We start from the raw sequence: 21,582 nt of genomic DNA, 5'->3' as shown, positions 1-21,582 counted from the left end.
TCAACTACGTTTTTAAACTATAATTACGTCTTTGCATCCATTCTGAGTAGCAACTTCTTTTAAATATTCCATGTATGAATCCAAAGGACTTTCAGTACCTTGTAAATCTTTTCGTACTCCATACTTTCTATATTTAATAAGTTTATATCTTATATTATTATTAATCCCAGCAATTAATTTTGAAGTTCTCTCAACTGTTTCAGAATTATTCAGTATATCTGGTACGATAACAGTTCTTACTTCAAATATTTTATCAACTTCACCTAATCTCACTATATTTTCAAGTACATTTTCATTTCCTTCTCCAGTAAGCTTGACATGTTCATTGATATCATATGCCTTTAAATCAAACATAACCTTATCTGTTACTTCTAAAAGTTCTTTTTTATTCCATAATGCTACAGTACCATTAGAATCAATAAAATTAGTTAGTCCCATTTTTTTTGTAATCCTGAACAGCTCTGTAATAAACTCCGATTGAAGAGTACATTCACCACCGGATACAGTAATCCCTTGTATAAAAGGTTTATACTTATTAATTTCAAGAGCTACTTCCTCTGCAGTCATTACCCTGACTTTGGGTGTACTAAGATTTTTACATACTCTAATACACTCATCACAATCAGTACACTTCTTTTCATTCCATATAACTTTTCCATTCTCTGACCTTTTTATAGCCCCAGTAGGACAATACTCTATACATTCACCACAATTAATACACACATTAATAGTTTCTGGATTATGACAATATAAACAATTGATATTACACCCCTGTAAAAAAATTGCTGTTCTATTACCTGGTCCATCTACAGAACTAAAGGGAATAATTTTATTTACTATTGCTGTTTTCATACCTTATTTATTTCTCGTTTTTCTTTCTAGAATTCTTTGATTTTTAGCAGCTCCAGCACCTAAAACTGTAGTATCTCTTAGCACTGCTTCACCTTTTTCGATTTTTTCAATTTCTGATTTTTTCACTAAATATCCCGTGATTCTAATAACATCACAATCACTCGCATAAGGTGAAAAATATCTTACTCCTATCTTAAAGCTTCCCTTTATTATATCCAGAATATATTGCGGATTTTTCTTTACCGTTGTATCAAAACTAAATATATCACCTATTCCTGATGGAAAGTATTTATGGAATTTTGCACATACATTTAAGTGTTCAAATATTTCAGGTTCATCTCCTATTGGTATTCTACACCCTGGTGCTATACCATTATCTGTATCTATACCAACTTGAGCATGTAACATAAATTTACCCTCAGTAAACTTACAGTGTTTATTGTAATGACTGTTAACCATTTTATTTAGTTTCTCTATTATCTCTACTCCAAAATCAGTTGCAACTTCGCTATGACCGAATTTTTCTTCTAATTTTTCGCACTTCAATAACTTATTTACACAATCAGCAATTCCAACTTCTCCAAACATCGCTGTGAAATTATCTGGATTGATTAAACCTTCTTTTACTAAGAAATGATTATCAAAAAAACCACTCTCTTCAACAAGAAAATTAATTCTCATATCAATATACTTAAGCATCTTGTCAACAGCATCTGGAAATAATTCATTCATAAAATGCTCTTTGCTCTCAGCGTAGTCAACAAGTCTTCCAAAATTTAACCTCACAAGTGTATGTGCTCCACCACCAATTTTAAGTCCATTATAACAACTTGCAATACCATAATCCTCTAGATCTTTAGTAAACATTTTATGATTCGCAAAACTTGGTTTTGCAGTTATCAATGCTGTGTTTATTGCATCTATAGCAAAATCATTTGGTGTTATTTCTTCATCATATTTTATTGTAATATTTGGTATAGGCACTTCTAGTTCTCTCTGAACTCTTAATATAATTTCTCCAGCTTTTGTCTTTTCTGGGCCAATATTTGCATGACAAAATGAATCTGTTATTGTTCTATCAATATGAAGCATAAAAAATTTTATAGCTTTATATGCCTCTTCTTCGTCATTTACAAAGGGTTCTAATAACTTATCAATATTACCAATATAAACAGGAAATGTTGTTATTGAAGGAACATGTTTATATAAAATAAGCAAATTGTTAACTGCCTCCCAAATATCCGTTGGTGGCTGTAACTTTAAAAATTCACTTCCCTTTTCCATGAATTTATTATAATCAGGAACAATATATCTCGGCCTATACGGCGCATTACCTTCAAATAAATCACATATAACTCCATTATCTCTATACTTTTGTATATCCTCTGTTATTCCTAGAACATTAATCGAGTTTTCTGCAGCTCTAGCAAGAGCAATTACTCTTTGTTCGAAAGTAAGAGTCTTATCTTTAATAATATTTAGAACATCACTCATGATTTATCCCTTCCTTAGTTAAAAGTTTTTAAAATTTTTACTATCAAATAATTATTATTAATTATATTATATCACTTAATTTAAGATAGTTGAACCTTTGTAACAGGATTAATTCATTTTATAAAAATATAATTTTATATTGATAATTTTCCATCTTCTACAGTAATATTAATAACTTCTTGTTCATCTTCATCAAAAAGTATTTTATCTACTAAAAGACTCTTAACATTCTTATCTATATATCTATAAATTTCTCTAGCCCCATACTTTTTAGAATAGGCATTTTTAATAATATATTCAATACCTTCATTTCCAATCTCAATTTTCTTGCCCTTTTTAACAAGCTTAAGGTTAATTTCATGGAAAATTTTATTAATAATACTTTTCACCTCATTCTCACCAAGATGATTAAAAATAATTACATCGTCAAGTCTATTTAAAAACTCAGGTGAAAAACGTTTATTAAGTTCATCATTCACTGCATCATTAACCATTGTTCTCTCTCCAAATCCAATTCTATCTTTACCCATATCTTTAGCACCTGCATTTGAAGTCATAATTATTATAGTATTTCTAAAATCTGTCTCAGACCCACTACTATCAGTTAAAGTTCCATAGTCCATCACCTGAAGAAGTATATTAAAGATATCACTATGAGCTTTTTCAATTTCATCAAGCAAAACCACACTCCTAGGAGAATTCTTAACTTTATCAGTTAAAAGTCCACCTTCTTCATAACCCACATACCCTGGAGGTGCTCCAATTAACCTGGCAACTGAATGTTTTTCTTGATATTCACTCATATCAAACCTTAAAAATTGCATATCCATTAGCTTTGAAATCTGTTTTGCTAATTCTGTTTTACCTACTCCTGTTGGTCCTACAAACAATAGATTTCCAACTGCTTTGTTATCATCATTAAGCCCTGCATATGATCTTTTAATAGCTTCAACAGTAGTCTCAATAGCTTTATTTTGTCCGAAAATCTTACTTTGAAGATCACTTTTTAAGGATTTAAGTTTATCTAAATTAGATTTTCCAACACTTTCTTGTGGTATTCCTAACATTCTTGATATTACTCTTTTAGCATCTGTTCCATGAATTAAAACCCTTTCATTCGTTTTAGGGACATCTTCTTTTAATTCAGTAAAAGTATAATCCTTTATAACTGATTCATTTTCTTCTATTTCATCCTGAATCGTGATAGAAATCTGTTCATCTAACTTTTCCATTTTAATATACGAACCAATCTCATCCATTAAATCGATTGCTTTATCTGGAAACTTTTTATCTCTAATATACCTCTCGGATAACTCAATGATGTTAGCTATTGCCTCATTACTATACTCTACATTATGAAAATTTTCATATTCCTTCTTAACACCATTAACAATTTTTACAGTTTCATCTTTAGATGGTTCTACTACATCAATCTTCTGAAATCTTCTATAAAGCATAGAATTCTTAGCTATATATTTATTGTATTCAGCATAAGTTGTGCTCCCTATAAATTTTATATGCCCCTCTTCAAGGTAACTACTCAACATATTTGAAGCATCCATTGTACCTCCTGATATAGCCCCTGCTCCAATTATTGTATGAATTTCATCAATATATACAATTGGATTATCATACTTAGCTATCTCATTAAGGAGATTTTTAAACCTTTCTTCAAAATCACCCCTATACTTAGTACCAGCTAAAATTGCTCCCATGTCTAAACTGAATATCTTACCATTTTTTAGACTTTCATTTATTTCTCCCTCTTCTATTTTCTGTACTATTCCATGAACTATAGAAGTTTTACCTACTCCAGCTTCACCAACATGAATTGGATTATTCTTTCTTTTTCTCAAAAGTATTTGTACAGTTCTTTTAATCTCTTCTTCTCTACCAATAATCTTTGATATCTTGCCTTCTTTATATTTATCATTCAAACAAACTGCATAATCATTTATTGATTTATTTTTAATTTCTTTTATATCTTCTTTTTCTTTTTGAATTTTTTCGGTTTTTGTATTAGTTCTTAAAATATCTAAGCGTTCTATACCTTGTTTTTTTATAAAATAACTTGCATATGACTCTTCAAGATCATAAATTGCAACTATTACATCCTTAAGTTCTATTACCTCCCTTGCAGATGCAATCACCTGAGTAGCTGCAGCATTAAACATCTCATTAGTTCCATAAGTTTGAATTGGTTCTTCTTCATAATTTCCTTCTATTTCAGTCTCTAAAAATTCTCTCAAATCTTCTGTAAGTTCCTTGGAATTCACACCACAGTCACTCATAAATCTCTTTCCATGTTCAAACCCTAACACTGAATATAGAATGTGTTCAGGAGTAATATATTTATGCTTACCCATTTTTGCTTCACTATATGCAGCAACCAATATCTTATTTAAAGTTTCGTCTAATTTCATCTTCCTACTCCTCTTCTATAGTTAAATTGAATGGGAATCCTTCACTTTCAGCAATGCTCATTGCTTCTAATTGTTTTGTTTTTGCAATATCAAAACTGTATATTCCCGCTATTCCTTGTCCTTTTTCATGAACCTCATACATTACATTTGTAGCTTCTGGTACACTTTTACCAAATATCTGCACCAGCACTTCAATAACAAATTCCATAGATGTATAATCATCATTATGCATTATAACCTTGTATTTCTTAGGCATTTTTATCTTAATATCACTTTTACTTTTAACATTTCCGCATTCGTTCATACTACTCACTCCATTTTAATCTAGATTATTACCGTTATTATGATTAATACTTATTCTTCCTACTTTTTTCTTTACATCATATTTATAATGAAAATCAAAAATCATAATAATCAACAATATTAAACTTAACAATATTAAAGTTACATTTTTTCTTTTCAATCACTTTTCCCCTGTCTATAATAAATAATTTTATATATCTATAATAGTAGATTATTAAGTAGGCTTCAAGTACAATAATTCTTTTCATAAACATTGGTAATTATTTAGAGTATTCAATAGCAAAAGAGAGATATCTAAAAATATTTTCTGATTTTAGTTCTAAAATCTCTTGCACTTTTTATTCGTGCGTGTTATATTTATATAGCACCAAGCAAGGCCCATTGGTCAAGCGGTTAAGACACCGCCCTTTCACGGCGGTAACAGGGGTTCGATTCCCCTATGGGTCACCAAATGTGGGAGCATAGCTCAGCTGGGAGAGCACCTGCCTTACAAGCAGGGGGTCACAGGTTCGATCCCTGTTGTTCCCACCACATTAAATAAAAAAATGGCCCAGTGGCTCAGTTGGTTAGAGTGCCGGCCTGTCACGCCGGAGGTCGAGGGTTCGAGTCCCTTCTGGGTCGCCATTTAATTTAATAATAACAAACACAAATTTGGGAGCATAGCTCAGCTGGGAGAGCACCTGCCTTACAAGCAGGGGGTCACAGGTTCGATCCCTGTTGTTCCCACCAAATTTGGGCGAGTTCCCGAGTGGCCAAAGGGGGCAGACTGTAAATCTGTTACGTTTCGTTTCGATGGTTCGAATCCATCTTCGCCCACCATTTCAAAAAACATCTGATATTCATCAGATGTTTTTTTAGTTGACAGTTGAAAGTGGACAGTGGACAACGATGGACGTTTCAGCTTTACGGCTGAAACTATATTTTATTTGTCTTTAGAATAGAAAGATTATACTTATTTTATCTTGGATAAAATATCGTCCGTTCTCTTTATTCAAATCCATTAACTTTCTTTTGTATTATAAAACTCATTTATTATGATACATTTGCTTCTGTATCTAATTACTATATCAGTATCTTTTTGTAATTTTTAAATTTCAAGGATAATATTGATTTCTAAAAACTTATACTTAATATCTATATTCTCATTGGATACATGATAAAACAAAGTTTCAAAGTTGATTGTTTTTAAATTGTTTTTATAATAGTATTCTTTGTCAATAGAACACTTATAAACATACTCATTATCTGAAGTGCTTATAACTTCTTTTAAAATATTCATATCTTTAAGTTTTTTAGGAATATATGTTTTAATTTGATAATCTCCACTGCCTATTATTTCGAAAACACCTTCAAAAGAATTTAACATATCTTTAGTATGAAAACTAGTAAGTTTAAATGTATCTTCATGACTTACAAAATCATTCTTGTTATATTTTTCAAAATTATATTGACCTACGTTTAGAAAAATAGGTTCATTATTACTGTTGTAAATACAAATACTATTAAACTCTTCTACATACTCATTTAGTACAATTATTAATTTATTACCACTTATACTATTTATAGTTAATGAAACTCGGTCAGTGACAAACACGTCATTTTGAAATAAATCAATTCTTTCGACTCTTTGTCCATCAAAGTGTCTATTAAAAGTCAAATTTATTATCTTATTGTTTGATACTTCATCATAAAATAAAAAATTGATTTCTTTATTTTCAATAATAGCATTACCTTTAGAAGAGTTTGTTTCTTTATTTTCGGATGAAGATTTATGCTTAGACTTATTATTATAGGAATAACCAATATCAGATGTAGTATTTGATAATTTATTATTTGATGGCGTATTCAAACCATATTTTTTAATAATTTTTGTTCTAGTTTTTTCATCTAGTAAATTAACATCATCAGAATTTTTATATTTTTGAGGATTCTTATCAAAAAAATTTATCATTAATAAAGTAGAAAAAAATACTAATAACGGAATTAATAAAACTAGTAACTTGATTTTCTTAGACATATGTAATTTCCTCCTGATAATATTCTATCATTACATTGTATATCTTATCTTTTCTTTATCGCATAAAACAAATATATTACGAAATTCATCTCTATTTTTTTAAATTAATCTAATAAATATTCATCTATATGTTCTCGATAATCACCAAAACTATTTATTGAACCATTGCTTATTTTTTTGAAACCAATGCTTTCATGAAGTTTTATTGATGGTATATTTTTATTAGAAATATGAACATATACTTTTTCATCTGTTACATCATTCAGAAGCGATATCCCATATTTAATAATAGCTTTACCCACCCCGCTTCTTCTTTTAGGTGGAATTACTTCTAATCCTTCTATTAACCATTTATTATAGCAAAATGGTGTTTTCCAAAACCTTGTAAGCCCTATAACTTGATTTTTTTCTTTTGCTATTATTGTGATTTTTTCTCCAGGAATTTTATCTGTAAACCATTCATTCCACCATTTAATACAACTTGTAAAGTTTTCTGGTTCTTCAAAGGTTAGCACTTTTGCTAACTGTTGAATTAATTGTTCATTAACATCATCTTTATTGATTTTTTCTACAATTATATTCCCCATTATTTCACCTCAAAATTTTTCTTATAGTATGTACTAAAACTCTTTTTTATTGTTATCCTCTAATATTTTTTCAATCTTATTCAATCTAATATATAACTCCTTAAAATGTAATGATATTCTTTCTTCCTGCTCTTTTAATTTATTAGGAATATAAACCACAATATTATAAATAACCAATATAATTAATACAATTAAAACTACTTCTAACATTATTTCCTCCTATATTAAAATTAAAATAACACAATTCAAAGATATTCCTATTCAAATGATTATATCTATTTAATTATACGTAAATTTTGTAATTACTTCAAATAATTAATATTATAATCCATATACAACGTTTCACTAATAAACAATCAAATAAATCTCTGTTTTTGTTGATAAAAAAAAGATTCTGAACAGTGCCAGAACCTTTTTTAATGATTTGAATTTAGAAAAATCCATGTTTTTAAATACAATGTTTCATTCTTAATGAAACGAGTAACACACTCTTTTCCCTGAACAGTAAAATTAAAATTTCTCGTAGAGAAATGTCCATCATTCTCCATTCTACATTATCCATTATCCATTATTCTTTCATCGCTATCCACTCTGAGTGATAAATTCTTATAGTATGCTTTATTTTATAGTCTTAATCTCTACTCTAAATCGCGGTGTTACTTTGTCCAATAATATTCCCCTCATGGTCAGTAATAAAAGTGCCTTTTGTAGCATCTAATATTACATATTGATTACCCCAAGGATCTTTAACAACAGCACATTTTCCTATTTTTATATCAAAAGGTCCACAAATAATTTCTCCACCTGCTTTTTTTATTTCTGCTATTGTGTCTATTACTGATTCTACTTTAATATCAATCTCTTGTGTCTTACGCTCATTTTGAATTACAACTTCCGTTATTCCTTCGCTCATACCAAGACCTATCGCCGAATCAGTTCTCCATATAATTCTTAATCCAAGGTTTTTACAATAATATTCTAATCCATCCTGTAAATTAGGAATATAAAACTGCACACAGTCTATGTTTTTGAATATTGATTGTTTTGATATCACCATTCTCTCCTCCCTAATTCAGAACCTATTTTTAATCATCTCACTTTAGAAAAATCCATATATTTAAAACACAATGTTTCATTCTAAATGAAACGAGTAACCCTTTCTTAATCAACAACAAGATTAAAATTTCTCGAAGAGAAATGTCCATCATTCTCCATTCTACATTATCAATTATACATTACTCTTTTACCGCCACCCACAACTCACACTCATAATCCTCACTATTAACATCCCCATAAGGATATACTTCCATATCTGCAATTCCCGCTATTTCGTATTTAGTTGCAGGTAACCATTCTGTAAAAACTCTCTTAATAGTTTTCTGTAATGTTTCAGGAAGTGGTCCAATACTTTTAAATACAGCCCAGGTTGCTTCAGGAATTTCCTTCACTTCTAGTTTCCCATTAATTTCTTTCCCATTATAAGGTACTGCAATCATGTAATCAATTGTATCACCTTTACCATCATCCTTTGGTAAACATATACCATATATTTCTTGCTTTGAATTATAATCATTCAACTGTTCACAATTTATTTCATTCAACTCACCACAGTTAAATTTCCTCCAAAACTCTGGTATTTCTTTAAAGTTACTACCATCATTTGTGTTAAATTCTTTACTCACACCAACCACTTGAAATCTGTCTCTTTTAACAATCTTGTAATTCATCTCAATATCTCCTTTTATTTGTATTTGAAAGGATAATGGAAGATATGCTTTTAATGTAGGTTTATTTACCCGAGCATCTTTAGGTGAAAATCCATGAATTTGTTTAAATGCTCTTGAGAAAGCTTCAGAAGAAGAATATCCATAACTCAAAGCCAAGTCAATTATCTTTGTATCACTATTAATCAATTCTTTTGCCGCTAAGGTCATTCTTCTCTTCCTTACATATTCATTAAAAGGAATATCAGTAACATACTGAAACATTCTGCAAAAATAATTCTTAGATAAACACGATCTTCTCGCTAACTCCTCAAGCTCAATATCACCTTTTAAATTCTCTTCAATATAATCAATACAACTCGAAAGTCTCTCTAACCATTTCATACTCCATCACCCCTTAAATATACTATATCAAAAATTTTGAACCACTTCATGATAGTAACTGCTTTATAAAATCAGACTCTTAAAAACAAATGTATAATTGATAATGTATAATGGAGAATGATGGATGTTTCTGACCAGGATCAGAAACTACATTATATTTTTCTTTAGAATAAGAAGTTTTTACTCATTTTATCAGTAGATAAAATATTGCATCTTAAATATAATGTTTTATCTAAAATGAAACGAGTAAACTACTATTGTTTCTTCACCAATAAAATATAGGTTCTGACTACTGTCAGAACCATCCTTCATTATACATTCTCCATTATACATTATACATTTCCCTTAATTTTTAAAAGGTTTGTATTCTCTTAAACGGAAATATAATCACCCTTGCTTTTCCTAAAATTTTATCTTTTCCTATGTATGGATCTTCCCAATATCTTGAATCCTTTGAATTTCTTCTATTATCCCCTAAAAATAAAAATGAATCATCAGGAACTTTGTATACGCCTACTCTTAGTCCTGGATATATTTCCTTAGCTCTAATTTGATTCTTTACATATTCTTCTTGAATAACTTCTCCATTAATATAAACTTCTCCATTTTCAGTTATCCTTACTTCATCACTCGGCAATCCTATAACTCTTTTAATCAATTTTTCTTCTAATTCATCAGATTGAAAAACTATAATATCCCCTCTTTTAATATTGTCCTTATTATATATCCTTGTTACCATTATCCTATCATTCGGCATTATTGTCGGTTCCATAGAACTTGTTGGAACTATAATATTAAAAAAAACAAATCTATTGAGCAGCAAAAAAACAATATATGCCCCTACAATTGGTACTCCCCATTCAAACAAAATATACTTTATAAAACTCTTTCTGTCTTTACCCAAATTCTCACCTCATAATCATATAATAATATGTCCATACACTTTTTACTTTCAACTATTAACATAGTAAACCCCTTTCTATATATATGTCAATATTTATCTTATTTATCACTCTAGTAATGCTATTAAATTAATAAACTCTCAGGTAATTACTTAATTTATAATGAATAAAACTCATCTTCTCTAAAATTATTAGAGAAGATGAGTTAACTATTTATATTTAATTTTCATTGATAATATTGTACCTGCAAATACAAAAGTTATTGCATTTGCAATTATTACTGGAAAATCATTTCTACTGATTCCATATAATAACCACAAAAATACACCTATTGTAAACATACTATACATTCCTAAAGATATACCTGATGTGTTCTTTTCTTTAATAACCTTTACTGCTTGAGGTAAAAAAGAAACTGTTGTTAACATAGCTGCTAAAAGCCCGATATATTCCATCATTTATTTTAGCTCCAACTTAACAACTGATTCAATATGAGCTGTCTGTGGGAACATATCCACCGGCTGAACTTCTACAGTTTCATATCCCTTTTCTTCCAAAAACTTAAGATCTCTTGCTAATGTTGCAGGGTCACAAGATACGTAAACGATTCTCTTAGGTCTCATTTCACCTAGTGCATTGATTAGAGCTACATCGCATCCTTTTCTAGGTGGATCTACAACTACAACATCTGCCTTAATACCCTCGTTTATCATGTTAGGAATAATCTTTTCAGCTTCTCCTACTATAAATTCTGCATTTTTAACATTATTCTGTTCAGCATTTTTCTTAGCATCTTTTATTGCTTCTGGCACTATTTCAACACCATAAACCTTTTTAGCTTTCTGAGAAAGGAATAATGAAATAGTTCCTGTACCACAATAAGCATCAAATACAGTTTCTTCTCCAGTTAATTCTGCATATTCAAGTGCTTTATTGTAAAGTACTTCTGTTTGAACAGGATTAACTTGATAAAAAGATAATGGAGATATATTAAATTCAAATTTTCCAATATAATCTCTTATATGCCCTTTACCCCAAAGAGTTTTACATTTATCTCCTAAGATAACATTAGTTCTTTTTGTATTTATGTTTTGAACTATACTTGTTACCCCTTCTACATTCTTCTTTAAGACATCAATAAATGGCTTTATATCTGGTATTTCAATACCATTTGTTACAAGGACAACCATTACTTCTCCTGTTACAAAACCTTTTCTCACCATAATATGTCTTATAAGCCCCTCATTCTTTTCTTCATCATAAGGTTTTATATTATATTTAAACATCCATCTTCTAGCATATTTAATTATCTTATCAGCTACTTCATCTTGAATATAACATACATTCATATTGATTATTTCATGACTTCTTGCAGCAAAAAAACCTATGCTCACACCATTATTTGAATTTGTCTTATTTATACCAACTGGAAGTTGAACTTTATTTCTATAAGAATATGGATCTTCCATACCTAATGTAGGATGCATAATAACACCCTTAACATTTCCAATTCTAGTTATACAATCAAGTACTCTGTTAGTCTTGAATTGAAGTTGTCCTTCATATGAAAGATGTTGCAAATTACATCCTCCACATCTGTTATACAAATTACACTTAGGCTCTCTTCTTTCATTAGAAGGTTCAATAATCTCCATTATCTTACCATAAGCATATTTAGACTTTACTTTAATAATCTTTACTTTTACAAGTTCTCCATCAATAGCCTCTTCAATGAAAATAGGGAAACCATCAATCTTTGCAATTCCTTCACCATGATACCCCATTGACTCTATTCTTACATCTATAACTTGATTTTTTATTACAGGTAAACTTTTTTCCATCTATTAATCACCTTTCTGGTTTGTTTTTATCTCTAGTAGCCCTAATCCTTAGTATACCAATTATTTGCCCTATATTCCATCAAAACTTTAAAATATTATTAAAAAATAATAATAATATTTTTATAATTCATTTCATAATCAAAAAAAATAAAAAAGCCTATTAAATAGGCTCTCTTATATACAAATTTATTTTTTTAATAGTGTTAAATTCATTCTACAAAAGTATCACAACAAGTCCTACTGCTTGATAGAGCTCCCGGACCACTTACATGTACATCACTAGCATTACAAAGCATATTCTCATTATATTTACAATTCTGTGCCTCACATCTTATATTTGGTGACATCTCAATACTATCACTATTAAATAATTGTTTAATTTGACCTGGGACATTCATATTTGTAATATTGGATAATGAACTTCTTAATCCTTTTTCTTCAAAAGTGCTGCATTGAGTACTTACACTTGTATGAGCCATAGCACCAGCAACATTAATATTTCTAGCTCCACACAAACCTGATGCATTGTTAACGCAGTTTGCAGCATTACAACTTAATCTAGTCATAGATAAATTCCTCCTATTGATAATTTTATTCTTTGTATTTAGGATTATCTATCTATGGCTTTTTTATGCAAAGCTCTAAAAAAACTAATGTATAATTGATAATGTATAATGTATAATGATGGATGTTTCTGATTGCTCAGAAACTATATCTCTTTCTTTTTAGAACAATATGTTTTTACGCATTTTATCTTTTAGATAAAATATTGTATTTCAAATACAATGTTTCATCAATTATGAAACGAGTAAACTCTTTTTGTCCAAGGAACAATAAAATTAAAATTTCTCATAGAGAAATGTCATTCATTATACACTATCAATTGTACATTATACATTAAAAAACACACCCTAAGGTGTGTTTTTATATATATTACTCAGCTTTACCTGAGATTACAATTCCTCTTTCACCTTCAACAGTTACGAAAGATCCTTGCTTTAGAATTTTTGCTGCTTCACAAGCATTTGCAATAATTGGAATCTCTTTTGCAGTACACTCAATTACAACACTTGAGCTTACTTGATCATCTTCAACTACTATAGCGCTTACTTTATCTAAAACTGATAGATATGAGTTATCTAAAGTCTTACATACAAGAACGTCACCTTCAAAGATTACATCTTGTGCTTCATCTACATTTTTAACTATTTTAACTGATCCGTATCCACTCTTCTTTACTATACCTTTTCCTGTAACTAATACATCACCAACAATGTGTACTTTCATCATATTAGTGCTTCCAGCATAGTTCATTGGAATACCTGCAGCAATAACAACAAGATCTCCTTTAGTAAGGTGTCCTTTTTCTACAGCTATTTCTACTGAAGAGTCAATCATTTCATCTGTTGAATCTTTCTTTTCAGCAACTATTGGATAAATACCCCATCTTAGAGCCAATCTTCTAGCTACGTCATCATAAGGAGTAACTGCTAGGATTGTACAATTTGGTCTGTACTTAGAAACATTGTTTGCAGTTTGACCGCTTTGTGTTGCAGTGATTACTGCTTTTGCCTTTAATGCCGCGGCACTTGTACATACTGCTATACTTATTGCATCTGGAATACTTGCAATCTTGCTATGACTTCTTTCATCTAAAGCATCTTCTTTAACTGAATTTTCAGCAGTTATTGCAATATTAGCCATTGTTTTAACAGCTTCTACAGCATATCTACCTTTTGCAGTTTCACCTGATAACATTATTGCATCAGTTCCATCAAAGATAGCATTAGCTACGTCTGATGCTTCTGCTCTAGTTGGTCTTGGATTTCTAATCATAGAATCAAGCATTTGAGTTGCTGTAATAACTGGCTTTCCAGCTTCATTACACTTTTTAATCATCATTTTTTGAGCTAATGGCACTTCTTCAGTTGGAATCTCAACACCTAAGTCTCCTCTAGCAACCATTATACCATCAGAAAGCTTGATAATCTTATCGATATTATCTACACCTTCTCTATTCTCAATTTTTGAAATGATTTGGATGTGATCTCCACCATTTTCAGTTAATACTTTTCTTATTGCTACAACGTCAGAAGCTTTTCTTACGAATGAAGCCGCTACGTAGTCAATTCCCATAGTAATACCAAACTTAAGGTCAGCAATATCTTTTTCAGTTAATGCTGGAAGATTAATAGCAACTCCTGGTACGTTAACACCTTTCTTAGTACTTACTAATCCATTGTTTAATACTACACAGTGAATCTTATTATCTTCAATGCTTTCAACTGTTAACCCAACAAGACCATCATCTATTAAGATTTTGTCTCCTTCTTTAACATCTTTGTAAAGCTCTTCATATGTAACGTTACACTTTGTCTCATCACCAATTACTTCTTCACCACAGTAAATTACAAATTTGCTACCTTCAATTAATTCAACCTCTTTAGCAAATTCACCTGTTCTAATTTCTGGCCCTTTTGTATCTAAAAGTATTGCTACATGCTTCCCTAAGCTTTCTCTTACTTCTTTAACTAAATTCATGTTTCCAGTATGCTCTTCATGACTTCCGTGTGAGAAGTTATGTCTTGAAACATTCATTCCTGCCTTCATCATTTCTGTTAGTGTTTCTTTGTTGTTTGAAGCTGGTCCAATGGTACATACAATCTTAGTTCTTTTCATTTCTTCCTCCCATAATATCTTTATTTATCTTTAGAGCTGTAATAACACACTAATAACTCAAATATGCTATTACAATTTTATAAAAGATTAGCATAAAATTTTAGCTAATTCATATAAATCATCATCAAAATCAGATTCAACATCTTGTAGCGCTTCAGTTATATCCATATCAAATATTTTATTATTCTTAATACCTACAACTCTAGCACTTCTACCTTCCATTAGGGTATCAATAGCATGTGCACCCATTCTTGCTCCTAAAATTCTATCAAATGTTACTGGGCTACCTCCACGTTGTATATGTCCAAGTATTGTTGCTCTTGACGAAATTCCAGTTAGATTTTCGATTTCCTTAGCCAATTCATTGGCACCGCCAACACCCTCTGCTAATATAATCATATGATGAGTCTTTCCACTATTTCTACCTTCAATTATAGATTTGCAAATTTCTCCTAAATCATAATCCTTCTCAGGAACAATTATCTGTTCTGCTCCACCTGCGATACCTGCATAAAGAGCTATATCTCCACAATGTCTTCCCATTACTTCAATAATACTTACTCTTTCATGTGAAGAAGAAGTATCTCTAATTTTATTTATTGCATCAAGTACTGTATTTACTGCAGTGTAGAATCCAATAGTATAGTCAGTATAAGCTAAGTCATTATCTATAGTTCCTGGAAGTCCTACTGTTGCCACTCCTAGATCTGATAATAGCTTTGCTCCTTGGAAAGAACCATCTCCTCCAATTACTACTAATCCATCAATTCCAAAAACTTTCAAAATATTTACTGCTTTCTTTCTTACTTCTTCTTGTTTAAATTCTAGGCATCTTGCTGTTTTAAGGATTGTACCTCCCTTATGGATAATGTCAGATACACTTGTTCTTGTTAATTCTTCAATATCTCCATTAATAAGACCAAAGTATCCTCTGTTAATACCCATTACTTTAATACCCTTTGATAAGGCAGTTCTAACAACTGCTCTTACAGCAGGATTCATTCCTGGTGCATCTCCACCACTTGTTAATACTCCTATGCATTTCATCTGGAATACCCCCTAAGTTTTCTTTTAAATATCTAATTTTAATATATTTTATTAAACTTATTTTAACCAACTTTGAAATATTCATTACTTTTATTTAGTACTAAACATTCCTTTAAATTCAATATTAAGAAGCATGATTTGATACAACTTTTACATTCTCACTCCCAAAAATCTCCCGTAATTTAGAAAGTGATTCAATGCTACCATCAACCCAATATTTATTGTCAGTTAAATAAGCTTTATCGCCTTTTACATAAATCTTAACTGGTGTTTCTCCCTTGTATCCATCCAATGAAAGTTCAATATTATTTAAAGCATGTTTCATATCTGCTTTGTTAAAAACTTGAATATATATATTTTCATCTGAAGATTTTTCAATAACTCTTATATTTTCGCAAATTAATTTAGGTTTTTCTTCCTCTCGGATATTAATACGACCTTTTATAATCACTATGTTATCTTCATATATTTTCTCTTCATATTCTCTAAGTGTTTTTGGAAATATAATTCCTTCAATCTCATCATAGACATCTTGAATTTTTATAAATGCCATAAGATCATTTCTTTTAGTTACTTTTTTAGAAACCTCTGAAATTATGCCACCAATAATTACTCTTTCATTTTCATTCACATCATATCTGATCATAATTTCATTTGTATCTTCATCCATAATCTCATGTTCTGCAACAATATCTGAAATTCTTTTTGATGTCATATTATTTATAGATCCCTCATATTCTTCTAGAGGATGACCACTTATATACAACCCTGTTACTTCTTTCTCCATAGCCAACAAATGCTTCTTTCTGAATTCTTGAATATCAGGTAACTTCAATGAATTAAAAGCTTCTGTTTGTACTTTTGTACTGCTTATTTCAAAAAGACTAATTTGCCCTTCAATATTTCTCTTTTTATCATTTTGTATACCATCAATTACTCTCTCATATACAGCCATAAGTTGGGATCTTTTGCATTCTAATGTATCAAATGCTCCACCTTTAATCAAACTCTCAACTGCTCTTTTATTCAGGTGGTTAAATCTAACCTTATTGCAAAAATCCATGAAATCCTTGAAGTTTCCTTTATCTTTTCTACTATATACAATATCCATTATGGCATTCTCACCAACATTTTTTAATGCACCTAATCCAAATCTTATTTTTTTATCCTTTGAAGTAAATTTATATTCACTTTCATTAATGTCAGGCGCTAAGAGTTGAATTCCTCTTTTTTCTGCAAATCTAATATAGAATGCAACTTTTTCAGAACTTCCCATTACTGAGTTAAGCATAGCTGCAATAAATTCAGTAGGGTAATAGCACATCAAGTAAGCTGTTTGATAGGCTACAATAGCATAAGCAGCCGCATGAGATTTATTAAATGCGTAAGATGCGAAATCCATCATTGCGTCATATATACTATTAGCAGCGTCTTTTGAAATACCCTTAGCAATACAACCTGGAACAATTACTTCTCCATTCTCATCTTTAGCGCCATATACAAAATTCTTTCTCTCTTCTTCCATGACCTTATGTTTCTTTTTAGACATGGCTCTTCTAACAAGGTCACTTCTTCCCATGGAATACCCTGCAAGATCTCTTACTATCTGCATAACCTGCTCTTGATAAACCATACATCCATAGGTTACATCTAATATGCTTTCTAACTCTGGTGTCTCATATTCTATTAAATCTGTATTCTTCTTATATTTTAAGTATTTTGGAATCGAAGCCATAGGCCCTGGTCTATATAAACTAATTCCAGCTATAATATCCTCTAATGAATCTGGTTTAAGATCCTTCATAAAACTTGTCATACCACTAGATTCTAACTGAAACACACCAGCTGTCTTGCCCTCTCCAAGCATTTTATACACATTTTTATCACCGTAATCTATACTATCTATATCTATTTTCACATTGTAATTGTCATGTATAATATCAACTGCATCCCTAATAACAGTAAGATTCCTTAATCCTAAGAAGTCCATTTTTAACAAACCAAGTTCTTCTAAGGTATTCATATCAAACTGTGCAACAATTGACTCATCTGTTTTTAATAATGGAACATAATTAACTAACTCTTTTGAAGCAATTACTACCCCTGCTGCATGTGTAGATGTATGTCTTGGTAATCCTTCAAGAGTTTTTGATATATCTATAAGTTCTTTTACTCTACTATCTGAATTGTATAATTCAGATAGTTCGAAATTCATCTCAAGAGCTTTATCTATCGTTATATTAAGCACACTAGGTATCATTTTTGCTATTCTATCCACTTCATTATATGAATAATTTAATGCTCTTCCTACATCTCTAATACATGCCCTAGCAGCCATAGTTCCAAATGTAACAATTTGTGATACATTCTTTTCTCCATATTTATCTACAACATAATCAATAACTTCTTGTCTTCTCTCATAACAGAAGTCTGAATCAATATCAGGCATAGATATTCTTTCAGGGTTCAAGAATCTTTCAAAAATTAAATTATATTTAATAGGGTCAATTTTAGTTATCCCTAGAGTATACGCTACTAAAGAACCTGCAGCACTTCCTCTTCCTGGGCCTGTCATTATCCCTGTATCATTTGCGTATTTTATAAAATCCCAAACTATAAGGAAATAATCATCATATCCCATCTGATTGATTATACCAAGTTCATATTCTAACCTTTCAGTTAACTCTGTATTTATATCAGCATATCTTTCTTTTAATCCTTCATAACATAGCTTTTTTAAATATCCATCTGCTGTTTCTCCTTCTGGAATAGGATATTTAGGAAGTTTAGATACGTGAAACTCATAATCAAAATTACATTTCTCAGCTATCTTTATTGTGTTTTCTATAGCTTCAGGTACATCACTGAAAAGATTTTTCATCTCCTCAGGAGACTTTAAATAGAATTCATCATTAGGGAATCTCATTCTGTTTTCATCATCTACAGTTTTTCCTGTTTGAATGCATAAAAGTGTGTCATGGGCTACCGAATCTTCTCTTTTTATATAGTGAACATCATTTGAACATATCAACGGAATTTGTAACTCTTGTGCTATATTGATTAACTCTGTATTTACTTCAATTTCTTCTTTCATACCATGATTTTGTAATTCAATATAATAATCATCTTTAAAAACTGCCTTGTAATCCTTTGCAATTTCCCTTGCCTTTTCAAGATTTCCATACATAATTTGCTTAGGTATCTCTCCACCTAAACAAGCACTGGCAGCAATTAATCCTTCACTATGTTCCTTTAAGAAATTTCTATCTATCCTTGGCTTATAATAAAAACCCTCTACAGAAGCAGTTGTTACAATCTTCATTAAATTTTTATAACCAATTTCATTTTTGACCAATAATATTAAGTGATGTGTTTCATTTTCTGAGTCACTTCTCTTGATATGCATGGATTTAGGTACAACATAAACTTCACACCCAATAATTGGTTTTACACCTTGCTTCAATGCTTCTTTATAGAATTCTACGCATCCAAACATATTTCCGTGATCTGTTATTGCTATGCTTCCCATACCTAATTCTTTTGCTCTAGATATGATATCCTTTATTTTTCCTGAACCGTCTAAAAGACTGTACCCAGTATGTACATGTAGATGTGCAAACTTTCCTAAATCTTCTCTCTTAAATTCCCTTACACTGTTAATGATATCCTACTCCCTTCTACACAGAATAGCATTTTTCATGACATTTCTCATGAAAATAACTTAACAATTTCATACATTAGTTTATTATACTACACTTATAGAATTTTTTTAATCAAAAAAATACTTTTCTTCTTTAAAAGAAAAGTATTCTTTAACCTTTTCGTCAAAATACACAATTTTTCTTGTTCACTCTGCATAAATATTAATGGGATATTATTTTTTTTCTTTCCAAAGTTTATACTTGCATTCATAATAATTCCAAGTAAAAAATCTAAAAGCAATTCTTATGACAAATATAGCTAAACAATATAAAACTATATCTCTAATAAGATTACTAGATTTTAAATACTCTTTGAGATAAATCATTGAAAAATTACTTCTTAATAATGGCGCAGCTAAAATAAAAAAAGGTAATCCAATAATATAATCAACTATTATTGTTTTAAAAAAGATATAGCTATATTTCCCTTTTTCTCTTGTCTTCTTCCATTCTTCTGACGCCAAAAAAAATCCTGCCATAATTTCTTTCCCCCAAAAAATAAAATATAATATGAATATAATATCACTCTCAATTATAATATTCAATATAATTCATGTTAAGAATATAAGTTATTTTTTTAACATAAAAAGACCAGCATTGCTGGCCATATTTAAATTAAAAAAGCTGAAATACATTATCCTTAAATAGTTCAATATTCTATTTATCTTTTAATTCTCCAGCAATCTTTTCAATTTTCCTCAATCTGTGATTAACACCCGATTTCCCCACTGGCGGATCAATAAGTTCACCTAATTCCTTAAGAGAAATATCAGGATATTGAATTCTAAGTTCAGCAACTTCTCTAAGGTTCTTAGGTAGTCTTTGTAAACCAATTTCTCTCTGAATAAGTTTTATACTCTCAATTTGTCTTACAGCAGCATTAACTGTTTTACTTAAATTAGCAGTTTCACAATTAACTAATCTATTAACGTTATTTCTCATGCTTTTCATAATTCTAACATTTTCAAAAAATAATAGATTTGAATGTGCACCTACAATATTCAACACATCAATGATCTGTTCTCCCTCTTTCAAATATACAACATGACTACTTTTTCTCTTAATAACTTTTGAGTTTAACCCATAAGAATTTATTAGTTTCATTAGTTCATGTGCATACTCTTCATTATGAGTAACAAATTCTAAATGATAAGCCTTTTCAGGATTACTTATACTTCCTCCGCCTAATAATGCCCCTCTTAGAAATATCCTCTTAGCATTTTCATCTTTTATTATTTCTTCAGGTATACCATAATCTAATGCAATATGTTCCCCACTACTCAATATTCCAATTTCTCTTAAAAAACCTCTAACTCCCATATCTTCTGTAATCATAACCATATAAATATTATTCTTTTTAAGAGAATTACTTCTCTTAACAAGCAATCTAGTGTGTATATTAAAATGTTCTTTTAAAATTTTAAATATTAATCTCGCTATTGCTGGATTCTCTGTAGTTGACCTAAAAGCCATTCCTTTAGCGCCAGCTAAACTTATTGTTCCATTGACTTTCATAATTCCTGAAAGAAGCGCAACAGCCTCGTTTTTGCTATTTATTCCTTTTCTACATGCTTCTCTTTTTACTTTAGCTGAAAATGACATCTTACTTCTCCCTATCCTTTATACTA

At 30.1% G+C, this 21,582-nt stretch carries 19 protein-coding genes and 5 tRNA genes; 5 read left to right on the top strand and 19 right to left on the bottom strand.

Features of this window, described 5'->3' with window-relative positions; translation table 11 throughout:
* Positions 1 to 12: 12 nt before the first annotated feature.
* The 5 genes from OW730_RS11400 to OW730_RS11380 form a co-directional block, all read right to left on the bottom strand.
* Entirely contained in the window at positions 13 to 852 is an 840-nt protein-coding gene (locus tag OW730_RS11400; protein WP_271229139.1) for a YjjW family glycine radical enzyme activase, read from the bottom strand.
* A 3-nt stretch (positions 853 to 855) separates the two neighbouring features.
* Positions 856 to 2,346 (bottom strand): YjjI family glycine radical enzyme, encoded by a 1,491-nt coding sequence (locus OW730_RS11395; RefSeq protein ID WP_271229138.1) that lies wholly within the window; start codon positions 2,344 to 2,346, stop codon positions 856 to 858.
* A gap of 134 nt (positions 2,347 to 2,480) precedes the next feature.
* A complete protein-coding gene (locus tag OW730_RS11390; protein WP_271229137.1) occupies positions 2,481 to 4,769 on the bottom strand; it encodes an AAA family ATPase in 2,289 nt (762 codons plus the stop codon).
* A gap of 4 nt (positions 4,770 to 4,773) precedes the next feature.
* Positions 4,774 to 5,073, bottom strand: coding sequence for an ATP-dependent Clp protease adaptor ClpS (locus OW730_RS11385; protein ID WP_271229136.1), 300 nt, complete (start codon positions 5,071 to 5,073; stop codon positions 4,774 to 4,776).
* A 15-nt stretch (positions 5,074 to 5,088) separates the two neighbouring features.
* Complete coding sequence (locus OW730_RS11380) at positions 5,089 to 5,232, bottom strand: hypothetical protein (RefSeq protein ID WP_271229135.1); 144 nt, start codon at positions 5,230 to 5,232, stop codon at positions 5,089 to 5,091.
* Between the two features lie 215 nt (positions 5,233 to 5,447).
* On the opposite strand from OW730_RS11380, the gene OW730_RS11375 reads away from it, so the two are divergent.
* The 5 genes from OW730_RS11375 to OW730_RS11355 all read left to right on the top strand — a co-directional run bounded on the left by OW730_RS11375 (position 5,448) and on the right by OW730_RS11355 (position 5,891).
* A tRNA-Glu gene (locus OW730_RS11375) sits at positions 5,448 to 5,522 on the top strand.
* A 5-nt stretch (positions 5,523 to 5,527) separates the two neighbouring features.
* A tRNA-Val gene (locus tag OW730_RS11370) sits at positions 5,528 to 5,603 on the top strand.
* Between the two features lie 16 nt (positions 5,604 to 5,619).
* Positions 5,620 to 5,696: transfer RNA gene (locus tag OW730_RS11365), tRNA-Asp, on the top strand.
* Positions 5,697 to 5,725: 29 nt separating this feature from the next.
* Positions 5,726 to 5,801, top strand: a tRNA-Val gene (locus OW730_RS11360).
* A 5-nt stretch (positions 5,802 to 5,806) separates the two neighbouring features.
* Positions 5,807 to 5,891 (top strand) — tRNA-Tyr (locus OW730_RS11355).
* A 268-nt stretch (positions 5,892 to 6,159) separates the two neighbouring features.
* Here the strand turns inward: OW730_RS11355 and OW730_RS11350 are convergent.
* The 14 genes from OW730_RS11350 to whiA form a co-directional block, all read right to left on the bottom strand.
* The gene (locus tag OW730_RS11350) at positions 6,160 to 7,089 is read right to left on the bottom strand and encodes a hypothetical protein (RefSeq protein ID WP_271229134.1); all 930 of its coding nucleotides are present in this window, start codon (positions 7,087 to 7,089) and stop codon (positions 6,160 to 6,162) included.
* Positions 7,090 to 7,193: 104 nt separating this feature from the next.
* Positions 7,194 to 7,676 carry a GNAT family N-acetyltransferase gene (locus OW730_RS11345; protein ID WP_271229133.1) on the bottom strand — a complete coding sequence of 161 codons (483 nt, stop codon included), beginning with the start codon at positions 7,674 to 7,676 and terminating at the stop codon, positions 7,194 to 7,196.
* A 33-nt stretch (positions 7,677 to 7,709) separates the two neighbouring features.
* Positions 7,710 to 7,886, bottom strand: a complete 177-nt coding sequence (locus OW730_RS11340; RefSeq protein WP_271229132.1) for a hypothetical protein — start codon at positions 7,884 to 7,886, stop codon at positions 7,710 to 7,712.
* 433 nt (positions 7,887 to 8,319) lie between these two features.
* Positions 8,320 to 8,733 carry a VOC family protein gene (locus OW730_RS11335; protein ID WP_271229131.1) on the bottom strand — a complete coding sequence of 138 codons (414 nt, stop codon included), beginning with the start codon at positions 8,731 to 8,733 and terminating at the stop codon, positions 8,320 to 8,322.
* Positions 8,734 to 8,911: 178 nt separating this feature from the next.
* Positions 8,912 to 9,784 (bottom strand): AraC family transcriptional regulator, encoded by an 873-nt coding sequence (locus OW730_RS11330; protein ID WP_271229130.1) that lies wholly within the window; start codon positions 9,782 to 9,784, stop codon positions 8,912 to 8,914.
* Between the two features lie 352 nt (positions 9,785 to 10,136).
* A complete protein-coding gene (gene lepB / locus OW730_RS11325) occupies positions 10,137 to 10,688 on the bottom strand; it encodes a signal peptidase I (protein ID WP_271229129.1) in 552 nt (183 codons plus the stop codon).
* A gap of 207 nt (positions 10,689 to 10,895) precedes the next feature.
* Positions 10,896 to 11,144, bottom strand: coding sequence for a SemiSWEET transporter (locus OW730_RS11320; protein ID WP_271229128.1), 249 nt, complete (start codon positions 11,142 to 11,144; stop codon positions 10,896 to 10,898).
* Entirely contained in the window at positions 11,145 to 12,527 is a 1,383-nt protein-coding gene (gene rlmD, locus OW730_RS11315; RefSeq protein ID WP_271229127.1) for a 23S rRNA (uracil(1939)-C(5))-methyltransferase RlmD, read from the bottom strand. It abuts the gene before it with no gap.
* A gap of 209 nt (positions 12,528 to 12,736) precedes the next feature.
* Positions 12,737 to 13,093: a DUF1540 domain-containing protein gene (locus tag OW730_RS11310; RefSeq protein WP_271229126.1), complete on the bottom strand. Its 357-nt coding sequence runs from the start codon at positions 13,091 to 13,093 to the stop codon at positions 12,737 to 12,739.
* A 367-nt stretch (positions 13,094 to 13,460) separates the two neighbouring features.
* Positions 13,461 to 15,206, bottom strand: coding sequence for a pyruvate kinase (gene pyk, locus OW730_RS11305; RefSeq protein ID WP_271229125.1), 1,746 nt, complete (start codon positions 15,204 to 15,206; stop codon positions 13,461 to 13,463).
* Between the two features lie 87 nt (positions 15,207 to 15,293).
* Positions 15,294 to 16,253, bottom strand: coding sequence for a 6-phosphofructokinase (gene pfkA / locus OW730_RS11300; RefSeq protein WP_271229124.1), 960 nt, complete (start codon positions 16,251 to 16,253; stop codon positions 15,294 to 15,296).
* Positions 16,254 to 16,377: 124 nt separating this feature from the next.
* Entirely contained in the window at positions 16,378 to 19,917 is a 3,540-nt protein-coding gene (locus OW730_RS11295) for a DNA polymerase III subunit alpha (protein ID WP_271229552.1), read from the bottom strand.
* A 210-nt stretch (positions 19,918 to 20,127) separates the two neighbouring features.
* Positions 20,128 to 20,433: a hypothetical protein gene (locus tag OW730_RS11290; protein WP_271229123.1), complete on the bottom strand. Its 306-nt coding sequence runs from the start codon at positions 20,431 to 20,433 to the stop codon at positions 20,128 to 20,130.
* A gap of 178 nt (positions 20,434 to 20,611) precedes the next feature.
* On the bottom strand, positions 20,612 to 21,556 hold the full coding sequence (gene whiA / locus OW730_RS11285) for a DNA-binding protein WhiA (protein WP_271229122.1): 945 nt from the start codon (positions 21,554 to 21,556) through the stop codon (positions 20,612 to 20,614).
* Positions 21,557 to 21,582: the final 26 nt, after the last annotated feature.

This window comes from Oceanirhabdus sp. W0125-5, assembly GCF_027938815.1.
GTDB lineage: Bacteria > Bacillota > Clostridia > Clostridiales > Clostridiaceae > Oceanirhabdus.
The sequence above is the reverse complement of the archived record's forward strand: the minus strand, read 5'-3'. Positions and strand labels throughout refer to the sequence as shown.

Coding starts and splice junctions, on each gene's coding strand:
- OW730_RS11400 (WP_271229139.1), bottom strand. CDS start 852: ATGAAAACAGCAATAGTAAATAAAATTATTCCCTTTAGTTCTGTAGAT.
- OW730_RS11395 (WP_271229138.1), bottom strand. CDS start 2,346: ATGAGTGATGTTCTAAATATTATTAAAGATAAGACTCTTACTTTCGAA.
- OW730_RS11390 (WP_271229137.1), bottom strand. CDS start 4,769: ATGAAATTAGACGAAACTTTAAATAAGATATTGGTTGCTGCATATAGT.
- OW730_RS11385 (WP_271229136.1), bottom strand. CDS start 5,073: ATGAACGAATGCGGAAATGTTAAAAGTAAAAGTGATATTAAGATAAAA.
- OW730_RS11350 (WP_271229134.1), bottom strand. CDS start 7,089: ATGTCTAAGAAAATCAAGTTACTAGTTTTATTAATTCCGTTATTAGTA.
- OW730_RS11345 (WP_271229133.1), bottom strand. CDS start 7,676: ATGGGGAATATAATTGTAGAAAAAATCAATAAAGATGATGTTAATGAA.
- OW730_RS11340 (WP_271229132.1), bottom strand. CDS start 7,886: ATGTTAGAAGTAGTTTTAATTGTATTAATTATATTGGTTATTTATAAT.
- OW730_RS11335 (WP_271229131.1), bottom strand. CDS start 8,733: ATGGTGATATCAAAACAATCAATATTCAAAAACATAGACTGTGTGCAG.
- OW730_RS11330 (WP_271229130.1), bottom strand. CDS start 9,784: ATGAAATGGTTAGAGAGACTTTCGAGTTGTATTGATTATATTGAAGAG.
- OW730_RS11320 (WP_271229128.1), bottom strand. CDS start 11,144: ATGATGGAATATATCGGGCTTTTAGCAGCTATGTTAACAACAGTTTCT.
- rlmD (WP_271229127.1), bottom strand. CDS start 12,527: ATGGAAAAAAGTTTACCTGTAATAAAAAATCAAGTTATAGATGTAAGA.
- OW730_RS11310 (WP_271229126.1), bottom strand. CDS start 13,093: ATGACTAGATTAAGTTGTAATGCTGCAAACTGCGTTAACAATGCATCA.
- pyk (WP_271229125.1), bottom strand. CDS start 15,206: ATGAAAAGAACTAAGATTGTATGTACCATTGGACCAGCTTCAAACAAC.
- pfkA (WP_271229124.1), bottom strand. CDS start 16,253: ATGAAATGCATAGGAGTATTAACAAGTGGTGGAGATGCACCAGGAATG.
- OW730_RS11290 (WP_271229123.1), bottom strand. CDS start 20,433: ATGGCAGGATTTTTTTTGGCGTCAGAAGAATGGAAGAAGACAAGAGAA.
- whiA (WP_271229122.1), bottom strand. CDS start 21,556: ATGTCATTTTCAGCTAAAGTAAAAAGAGAAGCATGTAGAAAAGGAATA.